General features: G+C 67.6%; 16 protein-coding genes. 7 read left to right on the top strand and 9 right to left on the bottom strand.

Annotation, left to right across the window (positions count from 1 at the left end):
* The first annotated feature begins 2 nt into the window (after window positions 1-2).
* Both EO170_RS10750 and EO170_RS10755 read left to right on the top strand, forming a co-directional pair.
* A complete protein-coding gene (locus EO170_RS10750) occupies window positions 3-545 on the top strand; it encodes a PadR family transcriptional regulator (RefSeq protein WP_126945433.1) in 543 nt (180 codons plus the stop codon).
* A gap of 357 nt (window positions 546-902) precedes the next feature.
* A complete protein-coding gene (locus EO170_RS10755) occupies window positions 903-1691 on the top strand; it encodes a siderophore-interacting protein (RefSeq protein ID WP_104583573.1) in 789 nt (262 codons plus the stop codon).
* 301 nt (window positions 1692-1992) lie between these two features.
* On the opposite strand, the gene EO170_RS10760 is transcribed toward EO170_RS10755, so the two are convergent.
* A complete protein-coding gene (locus tag EO170_RS10760) occupies window positions 1993-2721 on the bottom strand; it encodes a YceI family protein (protein ID WP_104583572.1) in 729 nt (242 codons plus the stop codon).
* 230 nt (window positions 2722-2951) lie between these two features.
* Window positions 2952-3542 carry a malonic semialdehyde reductase gene (locus tag EO170_RS10765; RefSeq protein WP_126944795.1) on the bottom strand — a complete coding sequence of 197 codons (591 nt, stop codon included), beginning with the start codon at window positions 3540-3542 and terminating at the stop codon, window positions 2952-2954.
* 136 nt (window positions 3543-3678) lie between these two features.
* Here EO170_RS10765 and EO170_RS10770 point away from each other — a divergent pair, with 136 nt between their 5' ends.
* The 5 genes from EO170_RS10770 to EO170_RS10790 all read left to right on the top strand — a co-directional run bounded on the left by EO170_RS10770 (window position 3679) and on the right by EO170_RS10790 (window position 7136).
* Window positions 3679-4626 carry an ELM1/GtrOC1 family putative glycosyltransferase gene (locus EO170_RS10770; protein ID WP_126944798.1) on the top strand — a complete coding sequence of 316 codons (948 nt, stop codon included), beginning with the start codon at window positions 3679-3681 and terminating at the stop codon, window positions 4624-4626.
* A 49-nt stretch (window positions 4627-4675) separates the two neighbouring features.
* Window positions 4676-5539: a DUF2145 domain-containing protein gene (locus tag EO170_RS10775; RefSeq protein ID WP_126944802.1), complete on the top strand. Its 864-nt coding sequence runs from the start codon at window positions 4676-4678 to the stop codon at window positions 5537-5539.
* Window positions 5536-6039 carry a hypothetical protein gene (locus EO170_RS10780; protein WP_104583568.1) on the top strand — a complete coding sequence of 168 codons (504 nt, stop codon included), beginning with the start codon at window positions 5536-5538 and terminating at the stop codon, window positions 6037-6039. Before EO170_RS10775 ends, EO170_RS10780 begins: the two co-directional genes overlap by 4 nt.
* 134 nt (window positions 6040-6173) lie before the next feature.
* A complete protein-coding gene (locus EO170_RS10785) occupies window positions 6174-6389 on the top strand; it encodes a hypothetical protein (RefSeq protein ID WP_126944805.1) in 216 nt (71 codons plus the stop codon).
* A gap of 189 nt (window positions 6390-6578) precedes the next feature.
* Window positions 6579-7136, top strand: coding sequence for a VUT family protein (locus EO170_RS10790; protein ID WP_126944808.1), 558 nt, complete (start codon window positions 6579-6581; stop codon window positions 7134-7136).
* 142 nt (window positions 7137-7278) lie between these two features.
* Here EO170_RS10790 and glnE read toward each other — a convergent pair whose 3' ends face one another.
* The 7 genes from glnE to EO170_RS10830 form a co-directional block, all read right to left on the bottom strand.
* Entirely contained in the window at window positions 7279-10110 is a 2832-nt protein-coding gene (gene glnE, locus EO170_RS10795; protein ID WP_126944810.1) for a bifunctional [glutamate--ammonia ligase]-adenylyl-L-tyrosine phosphorylase/[glutamate--ammonia-ligase] adenylyltransferase, read from the bottom strand.
* 420 nt (window positions 10111-10530) lie between these two features.
* Window positions 10531-10881, bottom strand: a complete 351-nt coding sequence (locus EO170_RS10805) for a DUF3325 domain-containing protein (protein WP_126944813.1) — start codon at window positions 10879-10881, stop codon at window positions 10531-10533.
* On the bottom strand, window positions 10869-11192 hold the full coding sequence (locus EO170_RS10810; RefSeq protein WP_126944816.1) for a hypothetical protein: 324 nt from the start codon (window positions 11190-11192) through the stop codon (window positions 10869-10871). Before EO170_RS10810 ends, EO170_RS10805 begins: the two co-directional genes overlap by 13 nt.
* Window positions 11189-12811 carry a PepSY-associated TM helix domain-containing protein gene (locus EO170_RS10815; protein ID WP_126944818.1) on the bottom strand — a complete coding sequence of 541 codons (1623 nt, stop codon included), beginning with the start codon at window positions 12809-12811 and terminating at the stop codon, window positions 11189-11191. The genes EO170_RS10810 and EO170_RS10815 overlap by 4 nt, the downstream gene beginning before the upstream one ends.
* A 40-nt stretch (window positions 12812-12851) precedes the next feature.
* Window positions 12852-15383: a TonB-dependent siderophore receptor gene (locus tag EO170_RS10820; RefSeq protein ID WP_164741002.1), complete on the bottom strand. Its 2532-nt coding sequence runs from the start codon at window positions 15381-15383 to the stop codon at window positions 12852-12854.
* Window positions 15384-15501: 118 nt separating this feature from the next.
* Entirely contained in the window at window positions 15502-16551 is a 1050-nt protein-coding gene (locus EO170_RS10825) for a FecR domain-containing protein (protein WP_126944821.1), read from the bottom strand.
* Window positions 16552-16560: 9 nt separating this feature from the next.
* Window positions 16561-17070: a sigma-70 family RNA polymerase sigma factor gene (locus EO170_RS10830; protein WP_104606252.1), complete on the bottom strand. Its 510-nt coding sequence runs from the start codon at window positions 17068-17070 to the stop codon at window positions 16561-16563.
* Between the last annotated feature and the right edge of the window lie 101 nt (window positions 17071-17171).

Consider the following 17171-nt stretch of genomic DNA (forward strand, 5'->3'; position numbering starts at 1 on the left):
CGATGCGCTTCCACCGCGACGACCTGCCGAGCGAGCTCGATCCATCCGTGGCGCCCAGTGCCACGCGCCGTGGTGGCGCCGGGCGCGCGCGGCCGCTGGAACATGGCGACCTGCGCTTGCTGCTGCTGGCGCTGATCGAGCAACAGCCGCGTCATGGCTATGAATTGATGCGGCAGATCACCGCACTGTTCAAAGGCCTCTACACGCCCAGCGCAGGCGCCATCTATCCGGCACTGGCGCAGCTCGAAGCCGATGGCTGGGTGCAGACCGCGCTGGACGAGGGCCGCAAGCGCTACCAGGTCACCGCCTCCGGTCGCACGTATGCGGCGCAGCACCGCGATGCACTCGATGCCGCATTGGCCCGCACCCACCGCCGCGCGCGCGAGCTGATCAAGGCACAGACCCCGGCGCCGATTCGCGAGGCCATTCACCGCATCAAGCACGGCCTGTTTGCGCGGCATGGGCAATGGACGGATGCAGAAACCACACGCATTGCCGCGCTACTCAACGCCGCCGCTGACGGCATGGAGCGCGACGACGGCTGAGTGCGCTCATCTTTGTGGTCCGAAGCCAACCGATGCCGGCTTGATTGCGCCTTGCGGCAGCGACGCGTCATCGATGTGTTTGCATTGCGCGGCGTACGTGGCATGCATGAATTGCTGTCCCTGCGCTGTTCTGCGATTTGATCAGCGTGTCGCTGCAAGACATCGACCTCGCTTGGTTGGCAGATGCACGAGGCTTCGCCGTACCCGCATCCGCCCCTGCGGGGCACCTCCTCCCGATGGGAGAAGGCTGAGCAACAACCGCTGTTTTTCGCCAGTTGTCTGGCTAGATCTTCACATCACCGTATGCAGTCACTTCCCCGCCGCGCAGCTGCGCGCCACCTCCAGGAATCGCACCACATGGCCATCCACACCCACACCCAACTCCGCCGCGACCCGCGCCTGCGCTCCGTGCAGGTGGTGCGTTGCGAATCGCTGACGCCGCAGATGCGCCGCATCGTGTTTGGCGGCAGCGAGCTTGCCGGCTTTCAGAGCGAGGCACCGGACGATCACGTCAAGCTGTTCTTCCCCAATGCCGATGGCGCCTTCGTGCTGCCGACGATGACACCGGACGGCCCACGCTATGCCGAAGGCGCCCTGCCCTCGCCCGGCCGCGATTACACGCCGCGCTATTTCGATCCGCAGAGTGGCGAGTTGAGCATCGACTTCGTGCTGCACGGTGACGGCGTGGCCTCCAGCTGGGCGGCGCAGGCACAGCCCGGCGACACGCTGACGATCGGCGGCCCGCGCGGCTCGTTCCTGGTTGCCGACGACTACGACCACTACGTGCTGATCGGCGATGAAACCGCCTTGCCGGCAATCGGCCGCTGGCTGGAAGCCATGCCCGCCGACATGCATGCAGAGGTCTTTATCGAAATCGCCGATGCGGCCGAGCGCCAGGAGCTGCTCAGCGCCGCCGAGGTGGACGTGTACTGGCTGGAACGCAACGGTTTCGATGCCGCCAGCAGCACCCTGCTGGAGGACAGCCTGCGCGATTACGAGCCGCATGACGGCGACACGTTCTACTGGATCGGCACCGAATCCATGCGCGCGCGTGCGATGCGCAAGTTTCTGGAAGAGCACATGGGCGTGGATAAGGATTCAGTGCGCGCGAAGGGCTACTGGAAGGCGAATCCGGCGGCGGAGTGAGGGTGGGCACGCGCGTGGTGCCGGGCTGAGGGTCGAGCCTTCGCGGCCAGGGCCGCTCCTACAACGGTCGGATGCTCATGCGTTGTGGTGGGGCTGAGGGTAGAGCCCTCGCGGCCAGGGCCGCTCCTACGAAGGTCGGATGCTCATGCGTTGTGGTGGGGCTGAGGGTGGAGCCCTCGCGGCCTGGGCCGCTCCTACGAAGAGCTGGTAGGCGCCCAAGCAAAAGCCCGCCGATCGGCGGGCTTTTGCGTTACACGCATCGGTGCGATTGCTCGCACCGATGCATCCACTGCGCTGCGACTTACTTGGCAGCAGCAGCGTCACCGGCCTTGGCCTGCAGGGCTTCGGTGGTGATGCGGATCTTCACTTCGTCGCTGACGTTCGGGGCGTACTGGCCCACGCCGAAGTCGGTGCGCTTGATGGTGGTGGTGGCGTCGAAACCGGCCGCCGGCACCTTCTTCATCGGGTGCTCGCCGGCACCGTTGAGGGTGACGTCCAGCACGACCGGCTTGGTCTGATCCTTGATGGTCAGATCGCCAGTGACGGTCAGCTTGTTGGGGCCGGCCGCTTCGACCTTGGTGCTCTTGAAGGTGGCGGTCGGGAACTTGGCCGCGTCGAAGAAGTCACCGCTCTTCAGGTGCTCGTCGAACTTGGCGGTGAAGCTGTTCAGACCCGACAGCGGCAGGGTGACCTGCACGGTGGACTTGGTCACGTCGGCTGCGTCGTACACCAGGGTGCCGTCGACATTGCCGAAGTGGGCGGTCGGGTTGGAGAAGCCGAAGTGGCTCCACTGCGCCAGCACGTCGGTGTGGCTCGGGTCCAGGGTGTAGGTGCCCGAGGCCACTTCCACGGCCGGCGCGGTCGAGGCGGCCGGTTCGGCGGCGGCAGGTGCCGTTGCAGCGGCGTCGGCCGGGGCGGTGGCGGCCGGGGTTTCGGCAGCAGGCGCGGCGGCGTTGTCGGCCGGCTTGGAGCAGGCGGCGATGGCCAGGGTCAGGGCGAGCGGCAGCAGCAGTTTGTGGGTGGTCTTCATTGAAACTCCTTGAGGATGAGGGACCGCATTGGATCAACGCGGATGGAACGGACGCAGACGGACGAGGACTGCAGGAAAGCGGAAAACATGCGCCTGGGGCCGATGGCACAGGGCGCACGCTCGTCGGGTGGTGCGGGGGCGCTCCGAAGCCGGAGTGTACGTCGCTCCCCGCCTGGCGGCGCGCCGGCTGCGCCCGCCTGACGGTGTGCGCAGCCGGTGTCTCACCGCCGTTATTCGATGCGTGCGGCTTCGTCGAAGCTCAGGCGCGGCAGCCGCGGGAACAGCCCGGCCGGATCGCCGTAGCCAAGATTGACCAGGAAGTTGGACTTGATCGGCGTGCCGGCAAAGAACGCCGCATCCACCTTGTCATTGTCGAAGCCGGACATCGGGCCGGCATCCAGACCCAGCGCACGTGCGGCCAGGATCAGGTAGGCGCCCTGCAGCGAGCTGTTACGGAACGCGCCGGTTGCGCGCATCTCGCGCGAGCCTTCGAACCAGCTCTTGGCGTCGGCATGCGGGAACAGGTACGGCAGCTTTTCGTGGAACTCCTCGTCGGAGCCGACGATCACCGTGACCGGCGCGGCCAGCGTCTTGGCGGCATTGGCCTCGGACAGCGCCGGCTTGAGCTTCTGCTTGCCCTCGGGCGTGGTCACGAACACGAAACGCGCCGGCGACCCGTTGGCCGCGGTCGGGCCCCACTTCAGCAGATCGTAGAGCTCGCGCAGCTGCGCTTCGCTCACCGGCTTGTCGAGAAAGGCGTTTTGCGTGCGGGCGGTACGAAACAGCTGATCCAGCGCGGCAGCGTCGAGCAAGTCGGACATGGAGACTCCGGGAAGCAAGGGAATGGGCGACAGTAGGGTGCAGCACCGGCGCCAGCGTGAAGACCCGCAGTGTAGAGTGGCGCGATTGCTGCAACACACGCTCAATCTGAAACAAATCTATGTCGGATCTGAAACGATGGCGCTGACCTGGGCCGTGAGCGACGGCCGCGCCGGCAATGCCCGCCAGGCCGAGGCCTTGGCGCAGGCGCTGCACTCCACACCGGTCACCGCACTGCATCTGCAGGCCCGCGCGCCGTGGCGTTGGGCCGCACCGCGCCTGTTGCCGGGGGCGCAGGCCGCTTTTGGCGCGGAATTCGCGCGGCGATTGCAGCAGCCGCCGACGCTGGCGATCGGCTGCGGGCGCCAGGCCGCCCTGGCCACCCGGCTGCTGCGCGCGCGCGGCAGCCAGGCGGTGCAGATTCTGGACCCGCGGCTGAACCCGCGCCACTGGGATCTGCTGATCGTGCCCGAGCACGATGCGCTGCGTGGCGCGAACGTGATCACATTACTCGGCAGCTTGAACCCGGTGGACGATGCCTGGCTGGCCGCCGGGCGCGCCGCCTTCGCACCGCTCGGCGCGCTGCCCGGCCCACGCGTGGCGCTGTTGATCGGCGGCCCGACCGCGCAGGTGCCCTGGACCACCCAGGCGCTTGCGGCACTGTGCATGCAGCTCCGCGCGCAGGTGCTTGCGGCCGGCGGCAGCCTGCTGGTCACCACCTCCAGGCGCACCCCGCCCGAGGCGATCGCGACGCTGCGCAATGCGCGTGCAGGCCTGCCAGGCCTGCTGTGGTGCGACGAGCGCGATGGGCCGAACCCGTATGCCGGCCTGCTGGGCTGGGCCGATGCGATCGTGGCCAGCGCCGACTCGGTCAACCTGCTCTCCGAAGCCTGCGCCACGCCGGTACCGGTGGTAGCGGCGTTTGCCGAACAGGCGCAAGGACGGGTGGCGACGTATCTGCGGGCACTGCAGGCGCATGGCCGTCTAGGCGATGCACGGGATGTCTTCGCAACGCCGTTGCAGCTGCGACCACTGCGCGAAACCCAGCGCATTGCCGCACTGGTGCGTGAGCGCCTGCACGTATGATGGTGCCGCCGTGGATGCCACGGGGCAGCCACACGGACGATCAATCCCCATGCAATGCGAACACACACGGCGCAGCTGGCCTGCAACAACGGCGTTGCTCATCGCCCTGACCTGCGCACTGCCTGCCATTGCCGCGCCGGTGTGCACGCCGCACTATCCGACACCCGCCACGCTGGCGGCGATGTTCGACATGGCCAGGTCCACCCAGCAGGCGCTGGACGCAGTGGACGGTGCGCAGGTGGTGCTGCTGGCACGCGGCGGCCAGGATCTGAGCCGCTATGGGCTGAAACACAGCCACCTGGCCTTCGCGCTGCGCGAGGACGACGGCACCTGGCGGGTCAAGCACCTGCTCAATCACTGCAAGTCGGACACCTCGGCGCTGTATCACGAAGGTCTGAGCAACTTCATCGGCGAAACTGCCCTCACTGCCGACCTGCGCGTCGGCGTGCCGGCACCGGCGCTGCAACAGCAACTGCGCATGCTGCTGCAGGATCCGGCCACGCTGGCACATGCGCTGCACGAGGCGCGCTACAGCATGATCGCCTACCCGTTCTCCACCGATTACCAGAACTCCAACCAGTGGGTGCTCGAAGTGCTGGCGGCGGCATTGGCGGCGACCAGCGCAGCGGATACGGCAGCTGCGCCGGTGAGCGATCGTCGCAGCGCACAGGCCTGGCTCAAGCGCAATGGCTACCAACCTACGCGCCTGCACCTGGACCTGAGCAAGCGCATCGGCGCCCGTTTCTTCGTCGCCAACGCCGCTGTGACCGACCATCCCGCCAGCGAGCGCATCTCCGGCAATTATTCGGTGATCACGGTCGAGTCGGTGTTCGATTTCCTGCAGCAGCAACAGATGCTGCAGCAGGATGATTCCATTCCACACAGCGTTGCCACGCACGGAGTATCTCCATGAACATCTCTCTTCGATCTGCCGGCCTCGGGTTGTTGCTCGCCATCGCGTTCGGCCAGCCGCTGCCGGCCACTGCAGGCTTGACCACGATCACCCGCGGCGATGCCTCGGCGATGTCGGCGATCCTGGTGATCTCCGCGCCGTACTTCGTGTCGTTGGCGCTGGGCCACAGTGCGGTGGCAGGTTCGGAAGCCCTCGGCGACGCATCGCACAAGGCCTCCGCAGGGCCGTTGCCGCCGATGCGGGTCAAGTCGGTCGAGAAAGCCACCGACGGCGGCTGCGAAGTGCAGTTGCAGGATCCGGCAAACGCCGACAACACCGCCTTGCTGCGCTGGCCGGCACGCCAAGACGACCCGACTGCGGGCTTTCGTGTTGGCGAGACGGTGACCTTCCAGCCGAGCCCGGCCGGCGCCGGCTGGACGGTGCAGTCGCCCCAAGGCCAGGCGCTGGCGTTCGTGCCGACCGCAGAATCCGCCGCGCAAAACAGCAGCACGACCTGGTGACGCCGGCAAGCTCCTGACAGACGCACCAGGTCACGATGGGGCGTTGCTGACGCACCGTTTGCGGACACGGCGGTGCGTGCGGTACGCGCAGAGGCATCTTCCGCTGTCTGCCGAACTGCCTGCGCGACGGTTTGTTGATCGTCACCGACGCGCACAGCCGCGTGCAGTTGCAGAGCCTTTGCGCACCGATGCCTGGCACGCACGCAATTGCCCGCGTGCTCCTGGTCGCGCCGCCCGTGGCAACGGTGTACATGCGGGTTGGCGATGTCTTAGGAGGCATGTACGTGCTGGCACTGATGGCACGCCGGCTGGCGCTCAAACAGCAGCGCGGCGGCACGCTGGATCGATAAGGCATCGCGGTCGCGCGAACACAAGCGATACGCACTGCGTCATTCCACCATGCTTGCCGCCATCCGCTGACCAAGACACTGTTTCAACCGGCAGCACGCCGCCGTGTTTGCCATGCACGGCCGATGCACACTGGCCCGCATGCGCCAACGCGCGGATAATCCGCGTTGCCCTGTCACTGCCGCACCGTCATGTCCAGCCGCTCGCCGACGCCGTTCACCCCGCTCACCGCGCGCGCATTGGCGTGGGCGGTCCTGACCATGGGCGCGGTGGTGCTGTTGTCCAACATCCTGGTGCAATATCCGATCAACGACTGGCTGACCTGGGGCGCGTTCTCGTATCCGCTGGCGTTCCTGGTGAGCAACCTGATCAATCGCCGCTTCGGCCCACGCGCGGCGCGCAAGGTCGCGTGGTGCGGCTTTGCGCTCGCGGTGGCGTTGTCGCTGTGGCTGGCCACCCCGCGCATCGCAGCGGCCTCCTGCACCGCCTTCATCGCCGCGCAGTTGCTGGATATCAGCGTGTTCGACCGGCTGCGCAGTGGCAATTGGTGGCGCGCGCCGATCGTGGCCACCACCTGCAGTGCCACGCTGGATACGGCGATCTTCTGGAGCATCGCCTTTGCCGGTGTCGGCCTGCCATGGATCAGCTGGGCAGCCGGCGATCTGGCGGTGAAGCTGGGCATGGGGGTGTTCCTGCTCGGCCCGTTCCGCGCGCTGCTGTGGCGCAGTGCGCCGCGACCGCAGGGCTGACTGCAGCGCCTACGTACGGGCGATCAGGCCAACAACAGACGCGGTGGATGGATGCGATTCCAACGCAGCTGCACTTTGCCAACCCGCTCTGCATGGCACTCGCCTCATAGCGCAAGCAACGCAACGCCCGGATACCGGCCGATCAAGGCGATGGCGCTGCCACATCCTTGCCGACCGGAAACGCCAGTCCTTGCGCGTGCGCGGTGGTGAAAATGCTGTGCCGTGCCTGCTGGATGGCTGGGGTCGGTGCGATCAGCCGCGGCCGGCGATCCAGCGTGCAACTCAGGCCCGCTTCCACCAGCGTGGCATGGGCCTGGTGCAGCGCCGCTGCGCTCTCGGCCGGCAGCCACTGCACCTGCACCAGCGCATCGATCAAGGCGGGCGTGGCGCAGGCCAGCAGCAGCGCGGGATGGTGTGCGGCCTGGCCGAGCACGCCGGCCTGCAGGACGAACTCCAGATCGACCAGGCCGCCGGCGCCCTGCTTGAGATCCAGTCGCCCCGCATCGCTGCGATCCAGTTCGCTGCGCATGCGCGCGCGCATCTTGCGCACGTCCTCGTGCAACGCTGCGGTGTCGCGCACGCGTGTCAGCGTGTCGCCACGCACCTGCGTGAACGCTTCGCACAGCGCCGCATCGCCGGCCACCGCACGCGCGCGCACCAGCGCCTGATGTTCCCAGGTCCAGGCGCGCTCGCGCTGGTAGTCGCGGTAACTGGCCAGCGATGACACCAGTGCGCCCTTGCCGCCGTCCGGGCGCAGCCGCACGTCGATCTCGTAGAGACGGCCGGCGCCGGTTTCGGCAGCCAGCAAGGTCATCACCTTCTGCGCCAGCCGCGCAAACCAGCGCCCGGCGTCCAACGGTCGCTTGCCATCGGAAGCCTCCACCTGCCGCGGGTGGTCGTAGAGAAACACCAGATCCAGGTCCGAGCCGAAGCCCAGCTCCAGGCCACCCAGACTGCCGTAGCCGATGATGGCGAACGCCCCGCCCGGCACCTGCCCGTGCGCGGCGATCAGTTCGCGGCGCGCCAGCTGCAGCACCGTCTGCACCACTGCTTCGGCCAGCCAGGCCAGCTGCTGGGTGCTGTCCACGGCCTGCTGGCGGCCATCGAGCGTGGCCAGTGCAATGCGGAAGCTCAACGCGAGGCGGCGCTCGTTGAGTTCGCGCAGCGCCGCTTCGGTGTCCTCGATCTGCAAGGTGTCCAGGCACGCAGCCTGCAATGCGTCGCGGTCGGGCAACGGGCCGCTGATGCGGGTGTCGAGCAGTTCGTCCAGCAACAGCGGGTGTGCAGCCAGGCGTTCGGCCAGCAGGGCGCTGCGCGAGAGCACATCGACCAGGCGTGCGAGTGCGCTGGGTTGTTCGTCCAGCAGGGCCAGGTAGCTGGTGCGGCGCAAGGTGGATTGCAACAGGCCGAGCATGCGGCGCACGGCGGCATCGGGTTGGCTGGCGCGGGTGGCCGCATGCAGCAGCGCAGGCATGACACGGTCCAGGCGCGCGCTTGCGGTATCGGAGAGCGCACGCACGCCGGAGGACTGCGCAAAATCGGCCAGCACCTGATGCGCGCCGCCTGGGTCGTGCAAGCCGATGCCGGCCAACGGTGCGGCATCGCCTTCGGGCAAGGCGCGCCAGTAATCGGCAAGCGCATCGGGCGCGCTGGTGCGGACACGTGGTGCCAGCAGCTCGGCAAATTCGGCGGCAACGCGCGCGCGCTGCGGCGTGAGTGCCTGCAACAAGGCCGGCCAATCCGCATGGCCCAGGCCCAGCGCGATGCGTTCGCGATCCAGCGGCGCCTGCGGCAAGGCATGCGTCTGTGCGTCGCGCAACATCTGCAGACGATTCTCCAGCCGGCGCAGGAAGCGATACGCCTCGGTCAATGCGCGCCCGTTGTCCGCATCGATCTGCCCTGCGTCCACCAACGCCTGCAACGCCGGCAGCAGGCGACGCTCGCGCAGGCTCGGTTCGCGTCCGCCGCGAATCAGCTGCAGCGATTGCGCCAGGAACTCGATCTCGCGGATGCCGCCCGGCCCGCGCTTGATGTCGTCCAGACGATCGTGCCGGGCGACTTCGGCAGTGATCGCCGCCTTCATCTCGCGCAAGCCGTCCAGCGCGGTGAAGTCCAGATAGCGCCGGTAGACGAAGGGGCGCAGCGTCTCCAGCCAGGCTTCGCCGGCATCGATATCGCCGGCCACCGCGCGCGCCTTGAGCCAGGCATAGCGCTCCCAGTCGCGCCCTTCGCGCTGGAAGTACTGGTCCATGCCGGTGAACGACAAGGCCACCCGCCCGGCCGTACCGAACGGACGCAGGCGCAGATCCACACGATGGCTGAATCCATCGGCGGTGGTTTCGTCGAGCAGCTTGGCCAGCTGCTGGCCCAGGCGTGCGAAATATTCCTCCGCCGCCAGCGGACGGGCACCATCGGATTGGCCACCCTGCGGATACGCATAGACCAGATCCACATCCGAGGAAAAATTCAGCTCGCCCCCACCGAGCTTGCCCAGCCCGAACACCACCAGCCGCTGCACGCTGCCGTCTTCGGCAATCACCTGGCCGTGGCGGTCGCGGAATTGCTGCTCCAAAGCCTGCAGCCCACATTGCAGGCAGGTTTCGGCCAGGCGCGTGGCACCGGCCAGGGTGGCGTCGACGCTATCGAGACCGAGCACATCGCGCCAGACCAGGCGCGTGGATTCGGCGCTGCGATAACGCCGCAGCTGCGCTGGCCAGGCCTGGGGCTGTGCGGGGTCCAGCACCGGCAGCGGCAACGGCGGTGGATCCGGCTGCGCCAGGTGCTGCAGCAACGCCGGCTGGCGCGCCAGGGTATCGAGCGCGAACTCGCTGGCGAGCGCAACCTGTGCGAGCTGCCGATCGACGTCATCGCCCGGCCAGGGCTGGTCGGCCGGCACGGCATGACGAACACGCGCCACGGCCCGCTCGATCAGGGCGGTGAGCGCAGGAGACATGGATGGGGTAGGCGGCGACATGCGTCGATTCTGGCATCCCTGCGCGATGGCGGCACGTGTCTACGGTTGATCCAGCGGTGTCGAGGGTCAGCAATGCAACTACCGGGTTTACCACCGCGCTGCGTGTAGTCCTATCAACACGCGGCCATGTCGGCGGGCGTGATGTCCTCACTGGTTGCGGGCTCCTTGGCGACTTGTTCGACGTCTCTTTTTTTAGGCGTTGTGCCCCGAAGGGGCCTCAGCGTGTGGATAGCTCAGTTGCGGAGCAATTGAGGTGCGACTTGGCTGCAGGGCCCTTGCCCGCCCACCATCGCAGGACACGCCGCAAGTACGTCCCTGTAGGCTCTTACGCGGCATCCATGCCGCGTAAGGTCCCGCGACGGTGGGCGGGCAAGGACCAGACGGGATGGTCGGTGTGTGTGGTCTTCAAACGACAGCAAGCTACAGCACGTGCCAAGCCATCACTGCGCATGCCGCGCCGCCCAGCAGCACTGCCAGCCCTGCACTCCAGCGCGGCGCGTAGGCCAGGCCCAGCGCCACCCACAGCGCGGCTACGCTGACAAACCCCAGCCACAATAAGGTGCCCACCGTGCCGCCCCAGACCAGCACGCACTGCGCCAGTGCGGCGATCAACAGACAGACACCCATCGAACGCAGCCACCATCGCTGTGTGACCGGTGCAGTGCGGCGACTGGTGAGCTGCTCGTAATGGCGATGCATCGCCACGGCCAGGGCCATCATTGCGGCATGGCAGAGCGCGGTGCCCAGCAACGCAGCCGTCAGCCCATCCATGGTGGATGTCCCAGCGCCCAATTCACGCCCCCCAGCACGGCGATGCCCACGCCCAGCCAGCCCCACATGCGCAATGCACTGCGCGCACGAAACATCCACAGCACGACGACCGTGTAGATGGCGAAACTCAGCAAGGTCGTGCTCAGCACCGAGACCGCAGGCGACACGCCGGCAAACCGCGACAGCAGCTGCGCCAGCACGCTGCAGCCGGTGGAGGTCAGCGCATAGCCGCCGGCGCTGGCAGCGAGTACGCGACCGGCAACCGACCAGCGGTAGCGCGTCACCGACGCGGTGCTCGAAGCAGGCTTCACAACACATCCATCGCGGCAGCGGCGCCGCGCCTGGCGCGTGTCGGCAGCGGTCGCACGGCGCTGCGGTGCACCCGATACGCCGCATAGGCGAAAGCAACGCCGAAGGCGAGCGAGACCAGCTCGACCCCGGCGCGCTGCAGGTCGTCGGCAGCCAGATACACACCCAGGTGCTGTCCGGTGGTGACCGCATTGAGCAGCGGCAAGCCCAGGCACAGCAACGCGGTCATCGTCAATTGTTCCACCCAGGCACGGGCGGGCCGGCGCAGCAGCGCATGCAGCACCGTGGCCGCCCACACCCACAGGAATGCGTGGATTTCGATCTGGCTGCGCGCGGCCTGCGCAGCCGGCACCAGGCGGTTGGCATAGAAATACGCAATGCTGGCCAACGCAGTTCCTGCAAGCGCGGCGGCATTGAGCGCTTCCACCACCCGATAGATGCCGGCCGTGGCCGCGCCGAACTCCTGCTCGCTACGCCGACGCCGCTTGATCGAAAACAGCACCGTGCCGGTGGCCATCATCAAGGTGCCGGCCAGGCCGCAGATGAAGTACAGCCACTTGCTGGTCCAGCCGCCGAAACCGGCCACGTGCAAGGTCTTGACGGCCTCTTCCACGTCCTGTGCGTGCATGTCCGTCCGTGCGGCATCCGCATGCTGCTCCAGCACCACGCCGCTGTTCGCATCGAACACCACGCTGTTGGCAGGATTGAGCAGGCGCCGCGAACGGCCGGTATCGGCCACGCGCGCGATCACACGCAGCCTGCTGTCAGGGCGATCGGGCCGCTCGATCACCAGCGTCTGCGCAGGCGCACCATTGCGCACCGCTGCCCACTGCACCAGTTCCGGCAGATAGGCGGGCACGCTGTTGGCCGCGATTTCACCTGCGCCGGCCGCAGGCGCTGCCGGCGTCAGCGCATCGGCATACCGCGTGTACGCGGCCTCGTCGCTGCCATACAGCGCCTGCAATGGCCCGGGCATGTAGCTGGTGGCGAAATACGCCAGGCCGGTGTAGACGATCATCAGCAGGAACGGCAGCGTCAGCACCGCCGTGGCGTTGTGCGCGTCCAGCCACGAGCGCTGGCCCTTGCCCGGGCGGAAGGTGAAGACATCCAGAAAGATCCGCTTGTGCACGATCACCCCGGACACCAGCGCGATCAGCCCGCACATGGACACCCAACCCACCAGCCAATAGCCGGGAATGCCGCCGTGCAAGGTGTAGTGGAAGCTCATGAAATGCCGGCCGCCTTCGGTCTGCCGGCCCCACGGAGACGGCAGCAGCTCGCCGCTCCCGGGGTCCAGCGCTGCCTGATCCTGGCCCTCCGGTGTCCGCCAGAACAGCGTGAGCGCCTCGCCCGGATGCGTGGGCATGCTGATCCGCCACAGGCGCGCCTGCGGCGCAAGCTGGCGCAGTTGCGCCAGTGCACGCGGCACCAGCGCGTCTTCCGACAGGACCGTGTGCGTGTGCGCGCTCGGCAGGGCCGGTGTGGCCTGCATCCAGCTGGTGATCGGATCGCGAAACACGCTGAGCGTGCCGGTCAGGAAGATCGCGCACAGCAGCCAGCCGCAGCTCAGGCCGCACCAGGTGTGCAGCCAGGCCATGCTTTGGCGAAAGCCTTCTTTCATCCGGCACGCACCAGGCACCACTGCAGCACGCGTGCACGCATCACAGCGCGCCGCGCAGGGTCACCATCACATTGCGCGGTTCGCCGTAATAGCGCCCGTTAACGAAGCTCGACAAGGTGGTGTAGTACTGCTTGTCGAACACGTTGTTGAGATTGACCGCCACCGACCACTGCCGGTTGAACTGATACCGCGCCAATGCGTTCCAGACCGCGCGCCCCTGGATCGGCGCGGTGGCAGTGCCGATCTGCCGGTACGCCGCGCTCTGCGCGCTGACACCGCCGCCGACGGTGACATCCTGCAGCACGCCCGGCAGCCGGTACGTGGTCCATACCCGCAACAAGTGCTTAGGCGTGTAGCTGTTGAAGGTCTGGCCCTGGCTGCTGACATCCTGCAGGTAGGTGGTGCGGTTGAAGGTGTAGCCGGCGAACACGTTCCAGTCGCGCAGCACCTCGCCGCTGACTTCGGCATCGAAGCCACGGCTGCGCACCTTGCCGCTGTCGATGTAGCAGAAATCGTTATTGCGGCAGGTGGGGCTGGTGCTCAGGTCGGCCTGGGCGCGGTTTTTCTGCTCGATCTGGAACAGCGCAAACGCGCTATTGATGCGCCCATCCAGCCACTCGCCCTTGAGGCCCAGCTCGTAGTTGGCCCCGGTCATCGGCTTGAGCATCTCGCCGGCTTCGGTCTGCGCGTTCTGCGGCTGGAAGATGTCCGCGTAACTGGCATAGGCCGACCAGGTCGGGCTCAAGGCGTACAACAGGCCGGCGTACGGCGTGACCTGCCCGGTCTCGCGGGTGTGCTCGATCGATTGCGATGGCGACAGCCCGGTGGTGGTGGTGTTCCAGCGGGTGTCGTGCCAGCTCACGCGGGTGCCGACGATGGCCCTCAACGGATCGGTCAGCTGCCAGCGCAATGCGCCATACATGCCGAATTCGCGCGAGGTGCCATGCCGGGCCTCGCGCGCATTGGCGAAGATTTCTTCGTCGCTGATCGCCCGCACGTTGCGCTGCAGAGCGAACACATTGAAGGTCTGGAAGTTGTTCTTGTTGCCGTAAACGGTATCGACCGTGTTCTCGGCAAAGTTACTGCCCAGTACCACCTCATGCCTGCGCCCGAGTGCATTGAAATGCCCGATCACGTTGGCGTCGAAGCCGAACGCATCCGCATCGGAAATGGTGCGCGCCGCCAACAAGGCGCCGGTGCCGTTGGCCGGATTGATCGCGCGGCTGGAGCTGGCGTATTTCAGATTGTGCAGCTCGCGCACCTGCACCGCACTGAGCTTGAACACCCAATCGGCCGTGAAGTGATGGTCCAGGTCCAGGTACAGCCCGCAATTGGACGAGGACTGCCGGTTCCATTCCGCACCCAGATTGGTCCGGCGCGGCAGGCCGGTATCGCGGCCATCGCTGAAACTGGGCAGACCACCGAAGAACGGCCGGCCTTCCACTTGTTCGTAGCTCACGCCCAGGCTGAGCTGGGTCTGCGGCGAAAACGCGTAGTCGAGCGTGCCGTAATAGGTAGGCGTGCGGCGCGTGACCCCATCGACGAATGAGCGCTGGTCCTGGTAATCGATCACCCCGCGCGCGCGCAAGGCGCCATCGGCGCTCAGGTTGGCGCTGGCATCGATCAGCGCGCCGTAGCGATCCCAGCTGCCGCCCTGCACCATCACGCTCACGCCCGGCACGTCCAGCGGGCGCTTGCGCACCAGGTTCACCGCGCCGCCCGGGTTGCCCGCGCCCTGCAGCAGGCCGGCCGCACCGCGCAGCACTTCGGCGCGATCGTAGATGCCCATGTTGGCGCTGTAGTTGCTCGCCCGGCCATACATGCCGCGATTGAGTGGCACGCCGTCGTACTGCACCGTGGTGATGTCGAACCCACGCGAATAGATGTACTTGCCGCCCTGCGGGCTCTGCACGATGGTGATGCCGGTGGTGCTGGCCAGCGCGTCGTAGACCGAGGTGATGTTCTGCTCGTCCATCAACTGGCGGGTGACCACGCTGATCGATTGCGGGATGTCCTTGAGCGACTGCTCGCCGCGGCCGATGCTGACCGCCCGCGCGGTATAGCTGCCGGTGCCGCTGGTGGCCGCACTGCGGTTGGCCTGCGCGGTCACCTTGACGGTGGGCAGCAGCCACGCATCCACCTCGCTCCTGGTCGCGCTGGGCTGCGGCGCGGCGCGCAGCACGTAGCCGCCGGTCTGCAACGGCACGGCCTGCAGGCCGCTGCCGGCCAGCAGTGCAGCCAGGGCGGCCGGTGCGGTATAGCTGCCCTCCAGCCCGGCAGTGGTCTTGCCGTCGGTCTGCGTGGCGGTGAAGCTCAGCAACAGGTTGGCCGAACCGGCCAGTTCACGCAGTGCAGGTGCCAACGGGCCGGCGGGGATGCGATACGCCTGGCGGGCATCCTGCGCGGCAGGCGCGGTCTGGGCGATTGCCTCGGGCATGCCCGCACACAAAGCCAGGCTGCAGAGCGCAAGCGCCACGGCCGTGCCGAGCGGCCGCTGCACGGCCTGCACCACGGCGTTGCGCTGAGACGAGGAAGAAGAAAGTTGGCCGCGGCGGCGGGCAGTGATCGACATGCTGTTCCCACAAAGGTTTGGTGTCGCACTGACACCGTCATTGGGGAGGTGCCACAACGGCGGCGATCGGGCAGCCCGGGTGCACACTTTTTTTGGCGACGTGCCGGCTGGCGGCGCCTCAGCCCTGCCCGGCTGCCTTTACCGTCACCCAGTAACGGCTGCGCCGGCTCACCCGTACCGGCAGCACGCTGGGCAGCATCGCCAGGATGCGGTCGGTGTCGTCCAGCGGGAACACGCCGGAGACGCGCAGGCCGCCCACCTGCGGGTCGCAGCGCAACAGCCCGGAGCGATAACGGTCCAGTTCGGCGACAAACGCATCCAGGCGCCACTCGTCGGCAATCAGCTGCCCGCGCACCCAGGCCGCGGCCTGTACATCGACCGGCGCGATGGCGCCGAGCGCGTCGGCGTGCAGACGGCACTGTTCCCCCGCCTGCACGCGCCCGACGGCCTGCGCGGCCGCATGTGGCCGCACCTCCACCGCGCTTTCCAGCACGCTCAGCCGGGTGTCGTGTTCATTCTGGCGCACGCAAAAGCGCGTGCCCAATGCGCGGATATCGCCCTGCGCGGTGCGCACCAGCAAGGGCCGCGCATCGTGGCCCGCGCCCAGCGCCTGCGCAGTGGTCACCATGATCTCGCCGGCCAGCAACTGCAGCAGCCGTTGCTGCGCGTCGAACCGCACATCGATGGCGCTCCGGGTGTTGAGGGTGATACGGCTGCCATCCTGCAACTGCACCTCGCGGCGCTGCCCCGTCGCAGTGGCGTAATCGGCGGTGGCGCGCTGCCAGCGTTCGGTGCGCGAGGCCAGCACGCCGGTGGCTCCGGCCACCCCGCCCCACAGCAGCAGATTCAGCGCCTTGCGCCTGCCCGGCGATGCCTGGCCATTGCTGCCGGCATACGGCGACAGGCTGCGATAGGCCGCCTGCGGGGTCAGCGTCTTCAGCCGCCCGGTCACCGCCTCGATATGCGCCCACGCCCGCGCATGGTCCGGATGCGCATCGCGCCATTGTTGCCAGCGCTGCAGCTGCGCCTGGCTCGCGGTGCCGGACATCAGCACCGTCAGCCACTCGGCAGCCTGATCGGCGACCTGCGCACGGATCGGTTGCCCGCCGGCCAGCGGTGCTCGCTGGTCATCGGCGGCGCGCGCGCGGCGTGAGGCGGCATCAGCCATCCGTGCGGCTCACGCCGACAGGGCGAACAGGCAATGCCGGTTGGCACGCGTGAGATATTGCTTGACCGAGCTGCTGGACACGCCCAGCCGCTGCGCGATCTGCGCGTAGCTCAGCTCCTGCAGATGCGCCAGCAGAAAGGCTTCCTTCACCTTGGGCGGCAGGCCATCCAGCGCCTGGTCCACCTGCTGCACCGCTTCCAGCGCCAGCAATTGCAGCTCCGGCGACGGCGCCAGTTCTTCCGGCAGCGCAGCCAGCAGTTCCAGGTAACTGGTTTCCAGCAACTTGCGCCGCTGCCGGTGCGCCATCAAGCGGCGCGCGATGGTGGCCAGGAACGGGCGCGGTTCGCGGATCTGGTCGGCCGCCCCTGCGCTGATCACGCTGATGAAGGTGTCTTGCGCCAGGTCGGCAGCTACGAACGCATCGCCCAGCTTGCGCCGCAGCCAGCCCTGCAGCCAGCCGTGGTGGTCGGTGTACAGGCGCTCCACCTGCTGATGAAGCGCGCCTTGCGTGGCCGACACGATGACCTCCTGAACGGCTGGTCCGGACGGCAAGGCGCCCGGCGACAAATGAGAATTGATCTCATTCTAGCGGAAGCCGGCCGAGCCTGCAGCCGCAGCCA

The sequence above is a fragment of the Xanthomonas sp. BRIP62409 genome (genome assembly GCF_003992965.1).
Lineage (GTDB): Bacteria > Pseudomonadota > Gammaproteobacteria > Xanthomonadales > Xanthomonadaceae > Xanthomonas > Xanthomonas euroxanthea.